14 protein-coding genes are annotated in these 19819 nt (G+C 56.2%); 7 read left to right on the top strand and 7 right to left on the bottom strand.

Annotated elements, in window-relative coordinates:
• Positions 1 to 370: 370 nt before the first annotated feature.
• From corA to Pla52nx_RS29305, 3 genes are all read right to left on the bottom strand, one after another.
• Positions 371 to 1489, bottom strand: coding sequence for a magnesium/cobalt transporter CorA (gene corA, locus Pla52nx_RS29315; RefSeq protein ID WP_146521491.1), 1119 nt, complete (start codon positions 1487 to 1489; stop codon positions 371 to 373).
• Positions 1486 to 4911, bottom strand: a complete 3426-nt coding sequence (locus Pla52nx_RS29310; RefSeq protein WP_146521490.1) for a mechanosensitive ion channel domain-containing protein — start codon at positions 4909 to 4911, stop codon at positions 1486 to 1488. The genes corA and Pla52nx_RS29310 overlap by 4 nt, the downstream gene beginning before the upstream one ends.
• Before the next feature lie 94 nt (positions 4912 to 5005).
• A complete protein-coding gene (locus Pla52nx_RS29305) occupies positions 5006 to 5233 on the bottom strand; it encodes a BON domain-containing protein (protein ID WP_146521489.1) in 228 nt (75 codons plus the stop codon).
• A 330-nt stretch (positions 5234 to 5563) separates the two neighbouring features.
• On the opposite strand from Pla52nx_RS29305, the gene Pla52nx_RS29300 reads away from it, so the two are divergent.
• The 4 genes from Pla52nx_RS29300 (at position 5564) to Pla52nx_RS29285 (ending at position 10407) form a co-directional block, all read left to right on the top strand.
• Positions 5564 to 5752, top strand: coding sequence for a hypothetical protein (locus tag Pla52nx_RS29300; protein WP_146521488.1), 189 nt, complete (start codon positions 5564 to 5566; stop codon positions 5750 to 5752).
• A 73-nt stretch (positions 5753 to 5825) separates the two neighbouring features.
• Entirely contained in the window at positions 5826 to 7391 is a 1566-nt protein-coding gene (locus Pla52nx_RS29295) for a Do family serine endopeptidase (RefSeq protein ID WP_146521487.1), read from the top strand.
• Between the two features lie 212 nt (positions 7392 to 7603).
• Positions 7604 to 9043 (top strand): sensor histidine kinase, encoded by a 1440-nt coding sequence (locus tag Pla52nx_RS29290; RefSeq protein ID WP_146521486.1) that lies wholly within the window; start codon positions 7604 to 7606, stop codon positions 9041 to 9043.
• Positions 9040 to 10407 carry a sigma-54-dependent transcriptional regulator gene (locus tag Pla52nx_RS29285; RefSeq protein WP_146521485.1) on the top strand — a complete coding sequence of 456 codons (1368 nt, stop codon included), beginning with the start codon at positions 9040 to 9042 and terminating at the stop codon, positions 10405 to 10407. Before Pla52nx_RS29290 ends, Pla52nx_RS29285 begins: the two co-directional genes overlap by 4 nt.
• A 797-nt stretch (positions 10408 to 11204) precedes the next feature.
• Here the strand turns inward: Pla52nx_RS29285 and Pla52nx_RS29280 are convergent.
• Both Pla52nx_RS29280 and Pla52nx_RS29275 read right to left on the bottom strand, forming a co-directional pair.
• Complete coding sequence (locus Pla52nx_RS29280; RefSeq protein ID WP_146521484.1) at positions 11205 to 11534, bottom strand: hypothetical protein; 330 nt, start codon at positions 11532 to 11534, stop codon at positions 11205 to 11207.
• Between the two features lie 63 nt (positions 11535 to 11597).
• A complete protein-coding gene (locus Pla52nx_RS29275) occupies positions 11598 to 11813 on the bottom strand; it encodes a hypothetical protein (RefSeq protein WP_146521483.1) in 216 nt (71 codons plus the stop codon).
• Between the two features lie 351 nt (positions 11814 to 12164).
• On the opposite strand from Pla52nx_RS29275, the gene Pla52nx_RS29270 reads away from it, so the two are divergent.
• Both Pla52nx_RS29270 and Pla52nx_RS29265 read left to right on the top strand, forming a co-directional pair.
• Positions 12165 to 13649 carry an SDR family oxidoreductase gene (locus Pla52nx_RS29270; protein WP_146521482.1) on the top strand — a complete coding sequence of 495 codons (1485 nt, stop codon included), beginning with the start codon at positions 12165 to 12167 and terminating at the stop codon, positions 13647 to 13649.
• Positions 13650 to 13676: 27 nt separating this feature from the next.
• A complete protein-coding gene (locus Pla52nx_RS29265; protein WP_146521481.1) occupies positions 13677 to 14657 on the top strand; it encodes a toll/interleukin-1 receptor domain-containing protein in 981 nt (326 codons plus the stop codon).
• A gap of 34 nt (positions 14658 to 14691) precedes the next feature.
• Here the strand turns inward: Pla52nx_RS29265 and Pla52nx_RS29260 are convergent, their stop codons facing one another.
• The gene (locus Pla52nx_RS29260; RefSeq protein WP_146521480.1) at positions 14692 to 16140 is read right to left on the bottom strand and encodes a DUF4332 domain-containing protein; all 1449 of its coding nucleotides are present in this window, start codon (positions 16138 to 16140) and stop codon (positions 14692 to 14694) included.
• Between the two features lie 109 nt (positions 16141 to 16249).
• Positions 16250 to 17758 carry a sulfatase family protein gene (locus Pla52nx_RS29255; protein WP_146521479.1) on the bottom strand — a complete coding sequence of 503 codons (1509 nt, stop codon included), beginning with the start codon at positions 17756 to 17758 and terminating at the stop codon, positions 16250 to 16252.
• Positions 17759 to 18054: 296 nt separating this feature from the next.
• On the opposite strand from Pla52nx_RS29255, the gene Pla52nx_RS29250 reads away from it, so the two are divergent.
• Positions 18055 to 19815 carry a hypothetical protein gene (locus tag Pla52nx_RS29250; protein ID WP_342190280.1) on the top strand — a complete coding sequence of 587 codons (1761 nt, stop codon included), beginning with the start codon at positions 18055 to 18057 and terminating at the stop codon, positions 19813 to 19815.
• Positions 19816 to 19819: the final 4 nt, after the last annotated feature.

Genomic DNA, 19819 nt, shown 5'->3' with positions numbered 1-19819 from the left:
CGCCTGGCCTGTTCAATAGATGGATTGTGCGTCCCAAGGGACGTAATGCATTCCGTCCCGAAGGGACATGACAAAATAGCCCAGGGCAAAGCGTAGCGCCGCCCTGGGTTGCTGTGCGTCGTAACTCCCCAAGCCCCGAAGTGGGCGCTACAGTGTTTTTTCGACACGGGAATAATCAGTGTTTTGCCCTTTCAGGGCGAGGTGGTAGTTGGGTGTTCGATTCCCCAGGGCGGCGCTGCGCTCTGCCCTGGGCTTTCATGTTCGGCCCCTTCGGGGCAAGAAATCAATAAGTGACGGGTTTCGTCCACTGCGCCAGTAATAGATTGCACGTCCCGGTGGCTCGATGCTTGCAAGTCTGAGACAGACTCGCCTACGTGTCCGTCGGCTGGTTCGAACCACCGATCCAGCCTTTGCGGCGGAAGAAAATCAGCATGCCGATCGCAACGGTCGACATCAAAGCCAATGACATCGGATAGCCAAATTTCCACTGTGTCTCCGGCATGTTCCACCGAGAGGATTCGGTCGAAAAGTTCATTCCGTAAACACCGGCGATGAATCCCAACGGAATGAAGATCGTCGCGATCACCGTCAGCACCTTCATCACTTCGTTCATCCGCATGCTCGTTGCCGACATGTGCAAGTCGCGTAGGTCGGCGCATGTTTCCCGGCAGCCCTCCAAGAGTTCAACGACACGAATCGTGTGGTCGGCCACATCTCGCAGGTGCAACTGCGTTGCTTCGCTGGTCAACTCACCGTTGTACGCCATCCAGTTGCGGATCATTTCTCGGTGAGACCAAGCGACCCGCCGCAGCGTTCGGATGTCCGATCGGACGGCAAAGATTTGGTGAATCGTTTGGTCGAGCAGATTGGTGTCCACCAAGTCGTCCTCGATTTCTTCCAGGGTGTCACCGTACTGGTGGACCAAAGGAAAGTATTCATCAATGATCGCATCGACCAATGCATAGGCCAGGAAATCGCTGCCGTTTTGTCGTACCGCGCGGATGGGTGATTGCAGGCGTTCATGAACAGCTTGAAAGCAGTCACCGGGCCGTTCCTGCCACGTCACCACGTAGCCTTTGCCGACGAACAAGCTGACTTGTTCCAAGTCCAGCCCGCCCTCGCAATGTGGCATGCGAACGACGATGTAGAGATGATCATCAAAGACTTCGATCTTGGGACGTTGGTGGGTTTTGACCACGTCCTCCAGCGAAAGGTCATGGATGTTGAAGTGTTTGGCAACCGCTCGCACGACGTTGAAATCTCCCAGGCCCACAACATCGACCCAGAGAACGTAGCCGTCCACGATGTCAGGAATCGAATCGATGGCCACGTCGGCGTCGCGACTGATCTCGGTCGCATTGAATCGTGTGACATGAATGGTCGATTGAGTTGCGGAATGGTCGACCACCAGGGTTCCCGGCGCTGTGCCGGGTTTCGTTTCAGTTCTCGATCGACGCCGAAGTAACTTGCGGAACTTCTTTCGGTTCATTCAGTGGCCTCATTGTTCTTCGATGACGTCGATTCAAAGAAATGTCGGATTTCATTTGGCAGGCTACGCAGGTGTAGATCACGTTGAGGGAACGAAATTTCGATGCCCGCATCGCGAAACTTGTTGTCGATCGACATATGCAAATCGTTACAGATGTGGAATCGCTTTTCGTAGGTGCTGACAAACACACGCAGGGTGAAATTGAGGCTGTTGTCGCCAAAGCCGTCGAAGGTCGCCAGGGTCGGCGGATCGGACAGCACGTCGGGATGTTCAGCGGCGGACTCCAGCAACAGTTTTCGTGCCATTGATGTATCACTGCCGTAGGCGATGCCGACCGCTACGGAGATACGAACGATCTCGTCCGATCGCGTCCAGTTGAGCAGTTTGCCGGTGATGAATTCTTTGTTCGGTACGATGTAGTCTTTGCGATCCCAGTCGGTGATCGTGGTCGCGCGGATTCTGATTTTCGAAACGACTCCGGTCACCCCATCAATCTCCACGACGTCGCCGACGCGAACGGGCTGCTCGAAGAGAATGATGATCCCGGCGATGAAGTTGGCGAACATCTCTTGCAAACCGAACGCCAAACCAAAGGTCAGTGCCGTGGCCATCCATTGAATCTGATTCCAGTGCAATCCGATGGTTCCCCCGGCGACGATCAATCCCAGCATGACGATTGCGTAACTGACCAGCGTTGTCACCGCATAGCGGACACTACGATCCAGGGGTAGGCGACGAAGAACGGCAAACTCCAGTAAACCCGGCAGATTTCTCGCTGCGGCGATGGTCACGATGAAGATCAGCACGGCCAGTCCGACATCCGTGATCGTGACCAAATCGATGACTTCACGCGACTGTGTGACGAAGTTTCCTTTGTCGTCCTTGATTGCCTCGGTAATGCTATCCGTGGTCGACCAAAGTGGCCATTTTTCAAAGATCCCCAACGCGGGGATCACGTCGCGCCAAACCAGCCACAGTCCGACCAAGGCGGCCGACGCCATCGCGGTCTGAAACAGACTGCGTGACTGATTCATTTGCTCCTGCAAGTCTGCTGCGGTTTCGCTGGGGATCGTGATCGGTCCCTCGCTGGGTGCCGTTTCGCCCTGCTCGGCTGACTGTCGCTGCAAGCTCGCACGCAATGCCTTTGCTTGTTCGATTCTCAACCGTCGACGGTGAACCAGAGACCATCGCATGGTCAGAGAGACAGCGACACCGATTCCGAACAGCAAACCGAGCGACTGAAAAAAACGCCAGCCGATCTGCTGGCTGGTGAAGTGGTATCCGATGACCGTCAAGGCACCCAACGAAACCGGAATCGCGATCAGACCGGGATACCAGATGTATGAGAGTCGATTGAGCCAACCCTCGGGGTCGGAGGCTAAGTACCGTGCCGGCGCACCCCGTCGGGGATGCGCCACTCGATAGACAAAGACTCCCAAGATCACGCAGGCGGCCAGCACGACATAGCGTTCCAGGACATCGTTGCCGTAACCGGAGGTGCCACCTGCCAAGAACGCGGCGAACGCGGCCAGAGGAACCGCGCCCCAGAGCAACAGTCGCAAAGGGCGACGGATCTTTGCGATCGCTTGCGCCGGCCAGCCAAAGTGCGACTCGGCCAACCCGTGGGTGCGACAGACTTGACGCAAAAAGTCCAACGGAAAGTACGCGTAGGCAAGGCCAATGCATGCTTGAGACAGGGCGGCAAGCGTACGGTCATTGCCCGCAACGGAGCCGAATCGGGAGCCCAAGAATCCGAATGCCAAGGGGACCGGGACGGCAGTCGCCACCGTCCATAAAAACGCTTTGGCCGTCGGCATGAAATGCGAAAAACTCGACTGAGACGCTTTTTCGCCCAGGTGACCGATCTCTGCTCGCAATCGGTAACGCGACAGAATCAAAGTGGCCAGCGCCATGAAAGCCACCAACCATGCAGCTGAACGTTCCAGCAGGTCGGCCCAGATTCTGGACCAGACGTTTCCCCAAGCCGATGGCAACGTGAACCACCATTCGTCAGAACTGGGCACGGGATGCGTGTAAAGCGGTCGCGTGCTGCGGATCCATAGCACGTTTTCGTTGATGTATTTCGATGCCTTTTCAACCAACTGAATGATTTCGTCTTCCACTGTTGAGATCGAGACCATCGTGTTGAAGTACTCGGACTGCGCCCGAATGGCTGGGTCCAGATATTCCGTACGCTGTTCTTGAAGCAACTCGCGGGCCTCCTCGCTGAGTGATTCGCGTTGGTCACTGGAGGTCGACTCTCTGGCGTCTCGCATCAGGCCATCGATGGTCATTCCCAATCGTTGGTTTCGGCGATCGGTCATCTCCATCAACTGATAGTTCGCATCGTTGATCTTGGACGCTCGCTGACGGATTCTCAGTTGATTGACACGGATGCTGGGCAAGTTCTGTTTGAGGTTTCTCAGCATGGCGCCGACCGCGTCGGTCAAGCCCACTTTGTCCACACGATCGGTGGCTTGCTCGAATTGTTCCGAGAGGTTGTCCAGTTCCTCGGTACGCTCGTTCAGTTCATCCGTTGCCGATTCGATATCGCGTGCGAGGTGCTTGATCAACATCGCAAGCTGTTCATTGCGTTGCCCGATGGGTTGCAACACGGCAGGCAGTTCGGGCAACATCTGCTGCGCTTTTCTCAATCGTTTTGTCGCATCGTCGACACGTTCATTCTCGACCGCCTGCTGCAAAGTGGCGAGCTGGGCCTCCATCGTCTCCACCTGTCGAGCCTTCAGGTCGCGAGTCACTTGAGGCAGGCTTGCGGCGACCTCTGCGTCCAGCAGAGCCTTTTCGGCTTTGATGGCCTCGATGTCTGCTTGTAAGGACTCGACCGACGATTTCAATTCGGCAACGATGGCTTCGCCAACCAAGGTCGCGTCACCGCTGGCCATGGCGTTCTGTAACTGTTGCTTTCGCTCCTCCAGAGATGCGGTGAGTTTGGGCAGTTCCGCATCGATTACGGCGCGTCGCTGAGCGGTGTCTTTCATCGCGGACTCGGACGCCGCCAACGCTTGTTTGGCCGCTCTGGTCGATTCGGTCAACGTGGCCAAGCTGGCTTCGAGATCGGCGAGAGACAGATTTTGGGCGACGGAGGGCTTGAAATCTTTGAGATCGCGGATGGACTGCCGTGCGGCCTCGGCGCGTTGTGTCACCGTTTCCAGTGCAGCGGCACGTTGTTTGGCAAGTTCCGACTTGGCCTTCGCATCGGCGGTCTGCTTTTCGGCTTGCCCGATCAACGCCAGCGTTTGCGTCTTTTGTGCTTCCTCTAAATCCGACTCGGTCACACGATCGCGGAGGGAAGTGGTCGCGGCGGGTGGATTGCCGGTCGGTACGCTCTCATTGACCTGTGCCTGAACCAACGACGAGAGCGTCGTGAGTACCAACAGCATCACGGACAGGTAGAGAGGCATGAAGAACCGATCCGCGGGAATGAGTCTTGTTGGCCGACGAGTTCACATTGTCCGAGAATTCACGCTCGGTGCAATCCGCCGCCCAAACCGACTGTCATTCCGAGGCGTTCGATTCTGGCTGGCACGCCATCTTGTTGACGACTTTGCGCACCCCTGGCACCAATCTGGCGATCGTCGGAATGCGATTCAAATCGGCAAGACTTTGCACGGTGCCGCTGACGGTTACCTCGCCATCAAGCTGCGTGCATTGAAATTGATGTATCTCCATCGCGCGTTTGAGCGAGGACTCCACTCGCTCGCAAAGGGTTTCGCCGTAGGTCATGTCATCGCTCCGAGACTTGGCTCAAGAAATACCTTCTCAAACAGAAGTGTACGGCAAGCGGGTGCGAATGCAGTACCAAACCGCAAAGAATCGCAACTCTCGGGTTCTGTTCCTCGGATTCGCCCTCAGTCAATTCGGCTCGCTCGATCCGGGTTCTTTGGGGCAATCTGCCCCGATCGGGAAATATGCCCCAGGTCAATGCCTTGAATGATGGAAAAAACACGTAAAAAACGGCACCAAATGCGTTTGGCACGACTCGTGCATTCCCTCCCCTGCAACGTTCCGCCATCCGCTGAACACTCCGCTGACCATCCAACGGGGAGAGACCCTATGAAGAAAACCCAAAAGGCCACTGAGCCGACCATCTGTGATCCCACGCCAGAGCAGATCCGCAAACGATCCCAAGAGGTAAGAAGCCGCTGGAGCAAGCGAGTCAGAGCAAGCCGTCGTTGCCTGCCCGCACCGGTATGGATGCCGCCCACGATCGCAGTGACGGAAGTCGTCATCGACAACACCTAACAGTCGATAACGACTGAGAAAGAATCCTTCCACCAAACTCACCTTTCGTCCCTTTCAAGAGAGAACAACTGTAATGCAACGCAAGTCAAGATTCAGCGGTGTGTGGATCACACTCGCATCGGTATCCGCGATCTGTGTCGGGGCCGCGATGGTCACGGCGGCACATTCACGGCAAGCGGAAAGGCCCGCGCTGATGGATACGGTTTCGCCGGAAACCAAACATGCAATCGAATCCGCCAACGGGCTGTCGATGGCTTTTCGCGCCATTTCCGAACACATGCTGCCGTCGGTCGTCGCCATTGAAAATCGCCCCGCGGTCGCCGCAACGCAGCAGCGAATGATGCGGCCATCGGGTGCACCCTCTACCGGAGAAAACCCGTTTCGCGGAACTCCATTCGAGGACATGTTCCGAGAATTCGAATTTCCTAACCGCCCAGGTGAACCCGGAATGCCGAAAGGTTTTAGCCCCAAGATGCCATCGCCCGCCCGTGGGATCGGCTCGGGCGTGATCATTGATGCCGACGGGATCATCCTGACCAACAATCACGTGGTTGCCGGGGGAGGTGAAGTCACGGTGCGAGTTCAAGACGGCCGGGAGTTCATCGCCAGCAGCGTCTGGACCGACCCGAAAACCGACATCGCGGTCGTCAAAATTGACGGTGCGACGGACTTGGTGCCAGCCAAACTCGGCGACAGTGATGCGATGGAAATTGGTGACTGGGTCGTTGCTTTGGGGCAACCCTTTGGCTTGGAAAGCACTGTGACGGCAGGTATCATCAGCGCCAAGCATCGCGGCATCGGCATCACCGCACGAGAGAACTTTTTGCAAACCGATGCGGCGATCAATCCGGGCAACAGTGGCGGTCCGCTGGTGAACTTGGCCGGCGAAGTCATCGGGATCAACACCGCGATCAGCTCTCGCGGCGGTGGCAACGATGGCATCGGATTCTCCGTCCCGTCAAACTTGGCTCGTTGGGTCAGCGATCAATTGGTCTCTCACGGCACGGTCAAACGAGCCTACTTGGGAGTCGGCATCCAACCGGTCACACAAGACTTGGCGAAGCAACTGGGCGTCAAGCCACGCGCAGGCGTCTTGGTAACGGAGATTCATGATGGCACTCCCGCGGCCGACATGGGACTGCAGTCGGGTGACGTGATCGTCTCCTTCGGCGGCACCTCGACGCAAACGCCGCAGGCGTTGCAGTTGGCGGTGGAGCGTGCAACGGTAGGCCAAAAGGTCGATGTCCAGATCTTGCGAGACAGCAAGCCGATGACGATGACTTATGTGGGTACCGAAGTTCCCGAAGAGTTCCTGGCCAAAGCAGATGGTGAGCCAACGCTTAACGAGAGTCGTCTGTCCGACTGGGGATTGGAAGTCGACAAGCTTTCAGCGGAAGTGGCGAAATCCCTGAACCTGAAATCTGACGGCGGAGTGGTCATCACTCGTGTTGAAGAAGGTTCTCCTGCAGCCGAGGCGGGTCTGGAACCTGGAATGGTGATCGCACAGGTCGATCGCAAACCGATGGAGTCCGTTGATGACTTTGTCGCAGCGATGAAGTCCGCAGAGGAATCAAACAGCGGAACCCTCCTGCTGATTCGCACCGAGCAGGGATCACGCTTTGTCGTTTTGAAACGATAGGCACCCTGCGATGGGCAGCAAGCCCGCAACTCTCAGGCATGGACGCCGAACACGGTTCGTATTAGCGCAGCAGCCAGCGTCCCCGCCACTCAGGACGCTGGCTGTCTTTTTGTCCTGACAGATGTGCCGCAACCTGCGACGTTGCTCCCACAACCGCTCTGTTTGCAATACACTCCATCAGATGCCCATTCCCACTCTCTGCAACTAAACCGATGCGACTGGCTGCCAAACTGATACTATTGTTCCTTGTCGGAATCCTGCTGATCGTTGTTGTGTTCTCGATCATCACTCTGCAACGAGAACGCCAGATCGCACTGGAGCAGCATCAACGCTATGCGGAGGATCTTGCCGAGATCATTCAACAATCGGCGATGGAGTTGGATTCTCAGCCTGCAAAAGTGCGACACGTTCGGGTCCGACGTGTCCAACTGACCACATCAGATCGCTCCCACTTGCCTCGCGTGCCGGTGGAACGTCTGACAGTGACCGAGCACATCACGACCATTTCGATGCCTGACGAACAAGGCACCAATCGGCTTTACACCTACGTCCCGCTTTTTGACAGCACCGGCCCAGCGGGTGAACCGTCGCCCAGTGGATCGCGAATCGAAATCAGCGCGCCCGATTCCAGTGGTGAGAGTCATCTCCAGAATGCATTGACGACGTCGTTGTTGACCCTGGTCGGTGTCAGTGGTCTTTCAGCGATCGTCATCTTTGTGGGCGGGATCAGAATGGTGGGCAGACCGTTGGATCGCTTGATCGCCAAAGTCGGCCGAGTGTCGCGAGGAGATTTCGCCGGCCCCGTCGAACTGAATTCCAATGATGAACTCGGCAAACTCGGATCAGCCGTCAATCAAATGTGCGAGCGGTTGACGCAGCAACGTGAACAACTGGAGATCGAAACCGCTCATCGAATCGATGCGTTGGAGCAATTGAGGCATGCGGATCGGCTGCGAAGCGTGGGACGTATTGCGGCAGGCATCGCCCATGAAATCGGCACGCCGCTTAATGTCGTCTCCGGACGCGCCGAGTTGATCGCCTCGGGCGACTTGACTCCACAAGGCACACGCGAGAGCGCCTTGGCCATCAAAACCGAGAGCGATCGCATTTCACGGACCATCTCAAGCCTGCTGGAGTTTGCGAGACAACGTCGCCCTCATCGCGAAGAAACCAATCTGACGCAGCTGCTCAGCACGACCATCGGATTGCTGCGTCCGCTGGCGGAGAAATCCCACGCCGAGTTGCGATTGGATGTTCCGGAACAGGCCGTGATGGCGGAAATTGACCAGGCGCAAATGCAACAAGTGGTCACCAACCTGATCAACAACGCCGTCCAGTCGGACGACTCGGGAGTCGAAGTGGTGATCTCTCTACAGGATCGTGGCGACAAGTTTCAGTTGACCGTCACCGACAATGGTCGGGGAATGGACCAAGACACACTCAGCCATTTGTTCGAACCATTCTTTACCACCAAACCCGTCGGGGAAGGCAACGGACTGGGACTGGCCATCTCCCACGGGATCGTCAGTGAACACGGCGGAGAGATCACCGTGGACAGCACACCGGGCAGTGCCCCAGGCCATGGATCGACGTTTCTCGTCACCGTGCCCAAACGCCAGATGACACAGGGAACCATCAGAGACTCGGCATGAATGAGAGCGTGATTCTGGTCGTCGATGATGAACGCGCCATGTGCGAAATGGTGCAGACGGCACTGGAGATTGCCGGACACAAAGTGATCACTTGTCTGTCTGCCGACGAAGCGTTACAGCGGCTCAAGGAAGTCGACATCGATGCTGTGCTGACAGATGTGCGAATGCCGGGGACCTCGGGATTGGAGCTATGTCAGCAAATCTCTCAGTTGCGTCCCGACGTGCCCGTGGTCGTCATGACGGCGTTCGGCAGCATGGAATTGGCGGTCAGTGCGATGAGAAACGGTGCTTATGACTTCATCACCAAACCGGTGGAGTTGCAACTGCTGAGAATGACCGTTCGCAGGGCCGTCGAGCGCCGTCAGATGTCTCAGAAGATCCATTTGCTGGAAACCGAAGCTCAGCACAAGGAGCCGTTGCCCGAATTGATCGGTGAAAGCGAGCCGATGTTGATGATGTACGACCAGCTACGGCGAGTTGCGCCCTCGGACGCGTCCATCTTGATCACAGGAGAAAGCGGTACGGGCAAAGAAGTTGTCGCGAGATGCATCCATCGACTCAGCACGCGCGCCGAACGCCCCTTCGTTGCAGTGAACTGCGCTGCCCTGTCTGAGTCACTCTTGGAAAGCGAACTTTTTGGGCACGAGAAGGGTGCTTTCACAGATGCACGGACTCAACGCCGAGGCTTGTTCCTCGAAGCGGAAGGCGGAACGTTGTTGTTGGACGAAATCGGCGACATGCCGATCGCGATGCAAGTCAAGTTGCTACGTGCACTGGAAGAGGGTAGTTTGCGTCCCGTCGGGGGCGATCGGGAAATCAAGTTCAATGTGCGTGTTTTAGCGGCCACTCACAAAGACCTGGAATCCGCCGTCGACGAAGGCACGTTTCGCCAAGATCTCTTTTATCGGATCAATGTCATCCAGCTGCATTTGCCCCCATTGCGTGCACGCGGGACAGACGTGCTGAGGCTTGCCAACGACCAAATCCAGCGATTCGCCTCGCGGAGCGGAAAGAATGTGACTGGGATCGCTGCGCCTGCCGCTCAGCGACTGCTTGCATATCGATGGCCGGGTAACGTTCGAGAGCTGAGAAACGTGATGGAACGAGCCGTCGCGTTGACTCAGCACGATACCATCACAATCGATGACTTACCCGATAAGGTCCGCGATCATCGAGGCAGCGAAGTCTTCATCGGTGGTGACGATCCATCCGAGTTGGTGCCGTTGGAGGAGATTGAACGGCGTTACGTTGAGCATGTCTTGACGGCGGTCGACGGCAACCGCACTCAAGCAGCTAAGATCCTTGGCGTCGATCGAAAAACCTTGTACCGCAAACTCAAGGCCGCAGAGGAAGAGGGGGAGTGATCAATGATGGACGGCGGTTGATCCGTGGTGGTAGCGATATCAATCGCGACGTCGCGTCTGCTTTGGACAATGCGCAACATGCGGAAGACAGGTGTCGATAAACCCACATAGCAATCGTCGCACCGTGTGGTTTTAGCAAAGAGCTAGGACACTTATTTTTCCCATGTCCCGAAGGGGCCGAACATGAAAGCCCAGGGCAGAGCGCAGCGCCGACCTGGGTAATCGAACTCTACGTTGTCGACTCGGGGGACGTGAAAAGAATTGTTGCTTCATGTGACCGTGAAGCGGTCTCAGACGGTAGCCGGCGATAGAGCGCAGCGATCATCGCCGGTTCATTTGGTGTTATGAAAACCGACCCCGGAGGCGGTCGCAGCCCCGATTCCGAGAAGTCTGCGACACCCTTCGGGGTCGATTTAACATGGTTGTCGCATACCACGGGTGCGCCTTCGGCGACCCGTGGCTACCTTCTGCGATCCCTCGCGGGATCCGATTTCGCTTTCCCGACTCAGTCCCCATTCAGATGGGTAACCAAAGACGTCAGCAATAGACGTCGCCTCCCGAGAGTCGAACGACAATCCGCAAGTGGTAACTTATATCACACGTCCCCTGGGACGAGCGTAGTTTCCACCGTAACGTGGGCCGTACAGGAAGAAAGTGTCGACAAATCGACGTATGAATCATCGCTCCGCGTGATTTTATCAAAGATACCGGATTGTTGCTTTTCGCACTTTCACAGTGTTAGCGAGTCATCGAGACGTATCTCAGGGGCATTCATCTTATGAACGACTGATACAGCGTCACGTCGGAGCTGTTTGGTTACTCGCGGGCGTCTGTGAGTCGGTTTGCGAATCATATGACTGTTGAATCTTTCCCACGATTGCCGAGAGTTCCGATTCGTGCGACGTGCCTCGAGAGTCCAGTGATGCCAACACACGTTCTCTTACTTGATCCTCCAAAGGCGGAGCATCGGATGAGTGACGTTTCCACCCGTTGACAGACAGCGATTGAGTCAGCTTATCGACTCTATCTGAATCGAGTGTGCCACCTTCGAACGCTTCTTTGGCCACGTGGGTCAGTTCTGACAGGATGGCGTCGATTTCCGGCGTCGTCTGTTTCGTTTTGCTCATGGTTGTGCCGTAGTGAAAAGATTTTAGAAACGTGAATGCTCCATTCGGTTCAGACCTACCGATTCAGAAGAGCCAAATCAAGAACGCGATCAGCATGAGACCTAGGATCAGCATCACCGGGTAGGACAATGCGACCATTGCGAATGGGGCACTGGGCTCCTTCTCTCCCAAGGGCGTGTCTGTTCCTCTCACCATGTCCTTCAACGTCTCATGGTTTTCGGTCTCATGGTTTTCATTGGAGTCTTGGGGTTCCGTTTCCGGATATTCTTCTATCTTCATTGTCACATCTCCCTCTCTGGTTGATTGAGTGCGCAGAGCCCATCTCGTAGGCGCCCATCTCGTAGGCGCCCATCTCGTAGGCGCCCATCTCGTCGGCAGATGGTGGACGCGCGAAATCAATGGAATGCAGACGGTGTGCCAATAAAGGATGGAATGTTCCTGGTGCGAGATTTGCAATGTTTCCGTTGTCAATCATGGATCATTTGGTGTCCTATTCGCCTCGATGGTCAGAAATCGGCCATTTGCGGGACGGTCGATCTTGATCGTTCACGCAAACATGACTTGGCAAACGGTTATGATCTCCCAACGAACGACTCCCCAGGCAGGTGCGCATTTGAAGCGCGACCATCAATGACCAACTCAACCTCTTCTGTTCATTCACAGTGCCTCCTCGTGTGCGGGGCGACCGGTTATGTCGGTGGGCGACTTGTTCGTCAGTTGTTGCAGGAAGGCTATCGAGTCAAATGTCTGGTACGGAGCCCTGAGAAGCTCACCCGGTTTTCTTGGTGTCAACATCCGCAGCTGACGATCATTCCTGGAGAGCTGGAGAGCGAAGACGCGTTGAGTGAGGCTCTGGCGGATGTCGATGCGGCTTACTATCTCGTTCACTCGATGCAATCCGCCAAGGGAGCCTACGCGAAGCGCGATCGTGAGTTGGCAGAGCTGTTCTCCTCCCAGGCGGCGAAATCATCGTGTCGTCGAATCATCTACCTGGGTGGACTGGGGGAACTCGGTCCTGACCTGTCCAAACACTTGGACAGTCGACGCGAGGTGGCGGAAATCTTGCAGAGCGGGAAAGTGCCGACCACGGTTTTTCGAGCTGCGATGATCATCGGCTCCGGTTCCGCATCCTTTGAAATCCTACGTTACCTCGTCGAACGATTGCCCGTCATGGTCACTCCCAAATGGGTCACGACCGAAACCCAGCCGATCGCGATACGTGATGTATTGAGATACCTTGTTGATTGCTTGTCCGTCGGGGAAACGACCGGCAGGACCATCGATATCGGCGGCGACGATGTAATGACGTATCGCGAGATCATGCAGATCATGTCCACAGCATTGGGGCTGCGGAAACGGGTCATCTTTCCCGTCCCTGTGTTGACGCCCCGATTGAGCAGTTTGTGGATCGGGCTGGTCACGCCCGTCAGCAGCAACATCGCCCGACCGCTGGCGGAGGGTTTGCGAAATCGCACGGTGTGTCGCAACGATGAGGCACGTCGTTTAATGCCGGGTGAGTGTTTTGGGATTCAGGAATCCATCGAAGCCGCCTTGGGGCGTGTGCATTCAGGTGAAGTCGAAACGCGATGGTCGACGGCTGGTAAGATTCCCGGAGATCCCGACTGGGCGGGAGGCACCACGTTGACCGATCGACGCGTGGTGAAGGTGCACGGGACTGCCGAAGAAACCTACGCCGAGATTCGCAGCATCGGAGGTGACAAGGGTTATTGGGGTGCCGGCTATCTTTGGCAGATTCGCGGATGGATGGATCAACTCGTTGGCGGTCCAGGACTTCGACGGGGACGGCATCATCCGACCCAATTGCATTACGGTGAAGCCGTCGATTTTTGGCGTGTCACATCGCTCGTACCGAATGAGCGTTTGAGGCTGCGCGCCGAAATGTGGTTACCGGGGGAAGCTGAATTGGAGTTTGTACTTCATCGCGGTGAAGAGAAGACGACGGAGGTGGAGATGACGGCAAGGTTTCGACCACGCGGACTGCTGGGAATTGCGTACTGGTACACGGTATTGCCGCTGCACGGATTTGTTTTCCCGGTCATGCTGCGAGGCATCAAGAAAAACGTCGAAGCGGCGGTTACAATGCAGCCTTCTTGAACCGGAACTCGACTCTCTAGGATCACGATGACTGGACTCCGCGTATTCATCAGCCACGCTCACGAAGACAAGGCACTCGCTCAGGCTTGGCAGTCGCTCATCAACACCCTGACGCTCGGCCAAGTCACACCTTGGTACAGTAGTGACGATCGTGGCGGCGGCGGAGTGGGGCCGGGAGAATGGCGAAAAGCCATTCGTGAGCACATGATCGAAGCAGACACGATCCTGGCACTGCTGACTCCCGGATCGAATGAACGGCCCTGGCTGGTTTGGGAAAGTGGTTACGCTGAAGGACAACAGAAAATGATCATTCCTGTCACGTTCTTTATCGATGAGCGTGGCATCCACGATGTGTTCCGAGACAAGCAGATTTATGAAGGAGACAAGGAGCCCGATACGCTGAGGTTGCTGGAAGAATTGGCTGGCCAGCACTTCGGGGCGGCGATCCCAGAAGCGTCCAAGACCGTTTGGAAAACTTATGTCTCTCAGTACATGGAAACGGTTGAGCAGGAACGCACCGAATCGCTCACACGCTCACTTTTTCACGATCACTTTCACGTTCGCCCGACTGCCGAACGGCTGAGTGGTACTTGGTACGCAACTTGGACAGAGATTTCAGACGACGGAGAAACGATGTTTGAATCGGATCGTCTGGAGGCATGGACAACCAATGGGCGAATTAGGTTCGTTGGGGTCAGCTCAAAGATCGGCATCGAAGAACTAATCGATGATGCCGCCGAGGCGTTCTACTATCCGATGGAAGGCGTTGTGTCCTCCGACGGGATGATCGCGCTTTCCTATTGGAGTTCCGGCGAGACTCGGTACTGCGGCACCGCCATCTTGAAGGTAAGCGGCGGCACTGGTCGCCTGCTTCAAGGCACTTGGCAAGGCTTCACAGCACGTAACGTTGACGAGGAACCCACGCAGCGAAACGGACGCGTCGTGATGGCGCGAGATCTAGAGAAGCTGCAGGCTGCCACCGATCGAATGCTCTCCGCCAAATCCTAACGTTGATTGACTCATCCAGGCTAGTTCAATCGCGTCACGCGACTTTTCGAACCGGCGTGCTGCTGGCATCTTCGATCCATTTGCGGATTTCCGATTCCGGCGGCGCTGACGTGTTTCTCAAGATGCGTTTACCGGCGGATGTCCCCGCAAACTGCTTGATCTGTGCCGTCAGCGATGATGCATCCTGCTCAGCGAGCTGTGACGCGTTGGTACAGCCCACCGCGACCAGCAGTTGTGATTTGTAACCGCACAACGATGCCACCTGGGTGACCAAGCGAGCTTGATGTTGCCAGTCGATCAGCTTTTGCTGATCGATCCAACTTGTTGCGAGCTTGACAACCATTTCGTCGGGGGATGCACTGAGAAACTCGCCAACCGTGTGAATGCCAATCGCCTCGAATCGCTTCGCCGTTTTGGGGCCGATCGACGGTGCGTCAACCAGATCGTCGGACTCGCTCAGAGAAGGCACCTGAGGAATGCGTTTCGTTTCGACAGAGGTGATCTTTGCTGCGCCGGACGACGGTGTTGCGGGTTGCGGAGTCTCGCTCTTGGTTGATACGGCAGGCGTGTCCGCCGCGCGCTCGCTGCGAACGGTTTTGATCTCAGCAGGCAGGTGACGTGTCAGCGTTCCGGTTCGCTGATACTCGTTGAACAAGGCAGCGACAGCGAGCTTTTCTTTCGCCGAGTCGATCTTCTTGAGAACCCAGGCGGCCGGCATTTGGATGGCAGCGATCACGGTGCCCAAGGCGATCGAGGTCGGTGGAATCGCCGCAGTGGTCTGATTCGCCAAGCGATCGATGATTTGAGCGGTCCCGGTGATCGCAAACCCGAACAGGTCCGTCAAGATCTCACGCGACTCGTCGTTGAGCCCATCCGGCGGCGATTTGACTCCCGCTGGCAAATCATAAATCTCGATCAAACGTTCGTAGTGTGGATGCGAAAGTTCGGCGGCTTGGATCACCGCGTCGCGAACCCAATCCGAACCGCTCAACATCGATGACTTATTCGTCAAAGGAAACACGGTTTGATATTGCGAGTCTCGCCAACGCGAATAAATTGCCTCATATGATTTACAAACGCTCCATTCCATCGGACGATGGACGACTGTTTCGGCATCGCTCGATGCGGTATGTAACGGCATCAACGGATCGGTGAAGTAGTGCGACAGGACACCGATCGAGTAGGCAGCATCCTCCCAGCACTCTTCGTCAAGGCACTCGATCGCTTCATCGGCCCAATGGGCGGCTTTCTTGGGAGCGCCGCCCCAGTGGCGATCCGAGACATGTACGACGTGGTTTTGGAAATCACGGAATCGCGTGTCGGGATCTTTAGCGCCGAGCAAGTAGCCGGCGTAGTGAGTCAGCAGCAGATCCGCCAATGCACGGCCCTTGTCCGTTTGGACACACTGCAGGGCATCGATCGCGAAATAATGGTGTGTGCTGCGACAATGAGCGGCACGCAAGATTCTGGCCAACAACGACATGATTTCCCTCTCTGACCTGCGAATCGTCAGCCCAGTGACTGACCAATCGCGACCATAGAGAAATCTCTCGCTGCGATCCAGAGAAATTGAGATTGCTAGCGTTTAGCGATCACTCGTAGTCCCATTTCATGATCCAGGGATCGTCCAATTCCTTCTGCATCGTCTTGAGCTTGTCCTGATACTCCTGCAAAACATCCTTATGCCCCATGCTTTCGGCGAGGTTGTTTGACTCGTTCGGATCGGCTTGCATGTCGTACAGTTCGAACTCGGGTCGCTGGACGTAGCGGCCGACGGTCATTTCGCCGTAGGGTGCGTCGTTGCCTTTGGCCAACTGGGCCTGCCAACTGCTCGCGCTCCACAGATCGGAGGCAAAGGGAAAGGGCAGCGGGTGGGCAATGTTCCAAATCAATTTGTACTGTTTGTCTCGAACGACTCGCATCGGATAGTACATTTGAATCTCGTGAAACGTGTGGGACGCGAAAATGGTTTCGTGATGTTCTGCTTCGGGATCAGCCAGCACATGCATCCATGACTTGCCTTGATAAGAACGAAACGCCTTGTTGCCGTTTCGGTTGTCCTTGACTGCTTCGTCGCGTTCTTTCCAGAACGCATCGGGGTCGAGCATGTCTTTAGGGCAATTCTTTTTGGTGTTCAGGCCTCCTGCGAAATCCAGTAGGCTCGGTGTGATGTCGACGTGGCTGATCATTGCATCGGTTTGTACTCCACGTGTTTTCTGATACGGATCACGAACGATGAAGGGGACTCGCAAGCCGCCTTCGTAGACGGTCGTTTTGCCGCCGGCGAATGCCATGCCGTGATCGCTGGTAAAAACGATCATGGTCTTGTCGTACAAGTCAGCCGCTTTCAGGATTTCGACGAGGCGAGCCACGCCTGCGTCGACACGTGCGCATGACTGGTAATATTGAGCGAGTTCTTCACGCGTTTCTTTGGTGTCCGGCAAGAATGGCGGCACGATCACATCGGCTGGATCAAAGAAGACTTCGTCGACCCCAGGATACGAACCCCGATTGGGCTTGTTTCCGAACAAGTTGGGTTTCAGCTCGCTGTCGCTGGTGGCGTCAACGCCTCCACCGCGGTGCGGGTCCGCCGTACCGAAATACAGAAAGAACGGCTTGTCATCATTCGCTGTGATGAACGCTTTGCTCGCATCAGCCATCTCCACCGCGTTGCGCCCGTTGCCTTTGAGATAGGTATCGAATTGAAACACGGTCTCGGGCGCGACGTGATATTTGCCGATGTGTCCCGTGCGATAGCCGGCTCGCGACATCACGCGTGGAAGTGCCAAACTGACCACGTCGTGAAACGATGCAAACTTGTGATAGTGGTGTTGGTGGCCGTACTGTCCGTTGCGATGATTGTGTAGGCCGCTCATCACGACGCTCCGACTGGCGCTGCAAGACGCGGTGGTGGCAAAGGCATTGCGGAACAAAACTCCGTCTGCCGCAATCGCGTCGATGGCGGGAGTGGCCGCCGCGGTATCTCCGTAGCAGCCCAGTGTGGGGCTTTCGTCGTCTGTGATGAAAAAGATCACGTTTCGTTCCGCCGCAAAGGTCGTGGCGGAGAGCAAGATCAAAAAAGTAACGGCAAGCAAACGCATGGAAAGTTGTGGCGGTGAAAGGAAGGGGAAAGATGCGAATACCAGCACGAAGCGCACGCGAGTGAATCAAAACGCCATGAATCACTCGCTTGCGCGTCGTGCTGGTAGCCAAACTGAGTTCGGGGTTACGACTTCCAGTCTAAGTGCACTGGTCGTCCAATAACACCAACGGGAGCTGAAAACCGGCAGGTTCCACCTCTTCACTGGCATTCCCAGGGCTCTGAACGTATCGTTTTGCACTAAACTGAAGAACTGAGGAAAACTCTCGTCGCCATGGTTCCGTCATCATTTTCCAAATGTCCCTTTCCCGTACCCGCCCATTCTTGTTTGCAAATTGCATGCTGCGATTCTGCGTCCCAGCCTGTCTTGTCGCAATCGCTTTCGCTGCAACCCTGTCTGTCGGGGTGGTCCAAGCAGCGGATCGCGTCTTTGACCGGACCGCATGTCTTTTGCCTCTGGCGGCCGATGCTCAGCCGCGTGATGCCTCGACCATCCTCAATACCCCCGAGTTGCGTTTCGCGGATCCGATTCCTGGTTGGTCCAACTATTTGCGTGTCTGGCGAGCCCATCATGCCGATCCGACCAACGCCGACATTCGCCGCTTCTTGACGCTGCCGCTTTCCACCGCCGATGGAAACACGGTGGCGATCAGATCCATCCGAGGCCGTTCGGCACCGAGTTGGATCGGCTGGCGAGCGGGAACTTATCAGCAAATCGACACGCCGCACTTGACCGTGTACAGCCATGCTGACGCAGCGAGCGGCCGCCGTGTCGCAGAGGATTTGGAACGATGCTATTGGGTGTGGACCCAAATGTTCTTTCCGCTCTGGGAAGCGAGCGGGCAGGTCACCGCGGCGCTATCGGGGATGCCCCCTGATGCCGATGTCGGAGAGTATCTGCAGAACAACCCCAAGCGTCTCACCGTACGCAGGAAATTGCGTGTGGTTCTGTTTCGTGATGCCGCGGAGTATCAGCAGACGCTGGGTCAAGTCATTCCAGGGATCGAACGTTCAACGGGTTTCTACAACGACGAACGTCAGACCGCATTCTTCTTTGCCGGGTCGATCCAAGATGAACATGCCGACGATGCGGCAACGCGGCGGCACGAGATGGTTCACCAACTGTTTCGCGAAGCCACACGGTCGGGACTTGGAGGTGACATGCCTGGTGAGCAAGCCGGTTTTTGGCTGGTGGAAGGAATCGCGGGGTATTGTGAATCCTTGCACTTTGGATCACACGAGGCAACGGTCGGAGGTTGGGATTCACCTCGATTGCAATTCGCACGCTTTCGCTCGTTGGTCAATCAAGACGTGATGCCCATCCGTGAACTGGCCGCCGATGGGCGAGTTGCCGCTCAGCAGCGTGATGACTTGGCGAGATGGTACGCGCACGCGATCGCTCAAACGCATCACTTGATGGACTCCTCGGTGACGACGAATCGGCAGTGGTTGTATCGTCAGTTGGCGAGTCTCTACCGAGTTCGAGTCGAGCTACCCGGCTCCGACGAGCTGCCAGATGTTGATGCGGGTTTCGTGAGGTTCTTGCGGGTCGACGACGCGTTGCTTGCTGCCAACCCCGTCAAACGTCCGTTGCGACAACTGTGTTTGGCGCAGTGCGATGTTACAGGTGAGGGGCTGGCGACTGTTCCTCCGTCGCAGCAATTGAACTGGCTGGACCTTTCACGATTGCCGATCGACGCTCATGATGTCGCTCGGATACTGCCTGCCCCGACGTTGTTGACCCAGTTGTCTTTGGAAGCCACTCGTACGGACGAATCGATTCGCGACTGGTTGACGCAGGCGAGGCGATTGGAGGAAGTCGACTTGAGCTTCACTCGTATCAATGACGATGTCGTCGATACGTTGGGGGCTTCTGCTGACTTGCAAGTGCTGTGGCTGACCGGTTGTCCGATCACGGATCGCAGCATCAGCTCCATTGCGAAGATGAAACGGCTGCAGTCGGTGGATTTGCAGCGAACGCAGGTCAGCGAAGCGGGTTTGGACCAACTGCGACGCTCACGCCCGGACTTGAACATCAACCCACTGACACTTCGTTGACTTC

Origin of the sequence: Stieleria varia (assembly GCF_038443385.1) — a bacterium.
GTDB lineage: Bacteria > Planctomycetota > Planctomycetia > Pirellulales > Pirellulaceae > Stieleria > Stieleria varia.
This window is presented reverse-complemented; position numbering and strand designations above follow the sequence as displayed.

Coding starts and splice junctions, on each gene's coding strand:
- Pla52nx_RS29310 (WP_146521490.1), bottom strand. CDS start 4,911: ATGCCTCTCTACCTGTCCGTGATGCTGTTGGTACTCACGACGCTCTCG.
- Pla52nx_RS29260 (WP_146521480.1), bottom strand. CDS start 16,140: ATGTCGTTGTTGGCCAGAATCTTGCGTGCCGCTCATTGTCGCAGCACA.
- Pla52nx_RS29255 (WP_146521479.1), bottom strand. CDS start 17,758: ATGCGTTTGCTTGCCGTTACTTTTTTGATCTTGCTCTCCGCCACGACC.
- Pla52nx_RS29290 (WP_146521486.1), top strand. CDS start 7,604: ATGCGACTGGCTGCCAAACTGATACTATTGTTCCTTGTCGGAATCCTG.
- Pla52nx_RS29285 (WP_146521485.1), top strand. CDS start 9,040: ATGAATGAGAGCGTGATTCTGGTCGTCGATGATGAACGCGCCATGTGC.
- Pla52nx_RS29305 (WP_146521489.1), bottom strand. CDS start 5,233: ATGACCTACGGCGAAACCCTTTGCGAGCGAGTGGAGTCCTCGCTCAAA.
- Pla52nx_RS29265 (WP_146521481.1), top strand. CDS start 13,677: ATGACTGGACTCCGCGTATTCATCAGCCACGCTCACGAAGACAAGGCA.
- Pla52nx_RS29275 (WP_146521483.1), bottom strand. CDS start 11,813: ATGAAGATAGAAGAATATCCGGAAACGGAACCCCAAGACTCCAATGAA.
- corA (WP_146521491.1), bottom strand. CDS start 1,489: ATGAACCGAAAGAAGTTCCGCAAGTTACTTCGGCGTCGATCGAGAACT.
- Pla52nx_RS29270 (WP_146521482.1), top strand. CDS start 12,165: ATGACCAACTCAACCTCTTCTGTTCATTCACAGTGCCTCCTCGTGTGC.
- Pla52nx_RS29295 (WP_146521487.1), top strand. CDS start 5,826: ATGCAACGCAAGTCAAGATTCAGCGGTGTGTGGATCACACTCGCATCG.
- Pla52nx_RS29250 (WP_342190280.1), top strand. CDS start 18,055: ATGTCCCTTTCCCGTACCCGCCCATTCTTGTTTGCAAATTGCATGCTG.
- Pla52nx_RS29280 (WP_146521484.1), bottom strand. CDS start 11,534: ATGAGCAAAACGAAACAGACGACGCCGGAAATCGACGCCATCCTGTCA.
- Pla52nx_RS29300 (WP_146521488.1), top strand. CDS start 5,564: ATGAAGAAAACCCAAAAGGCCACTGAGCCGACCATCTGTGATCCCACG.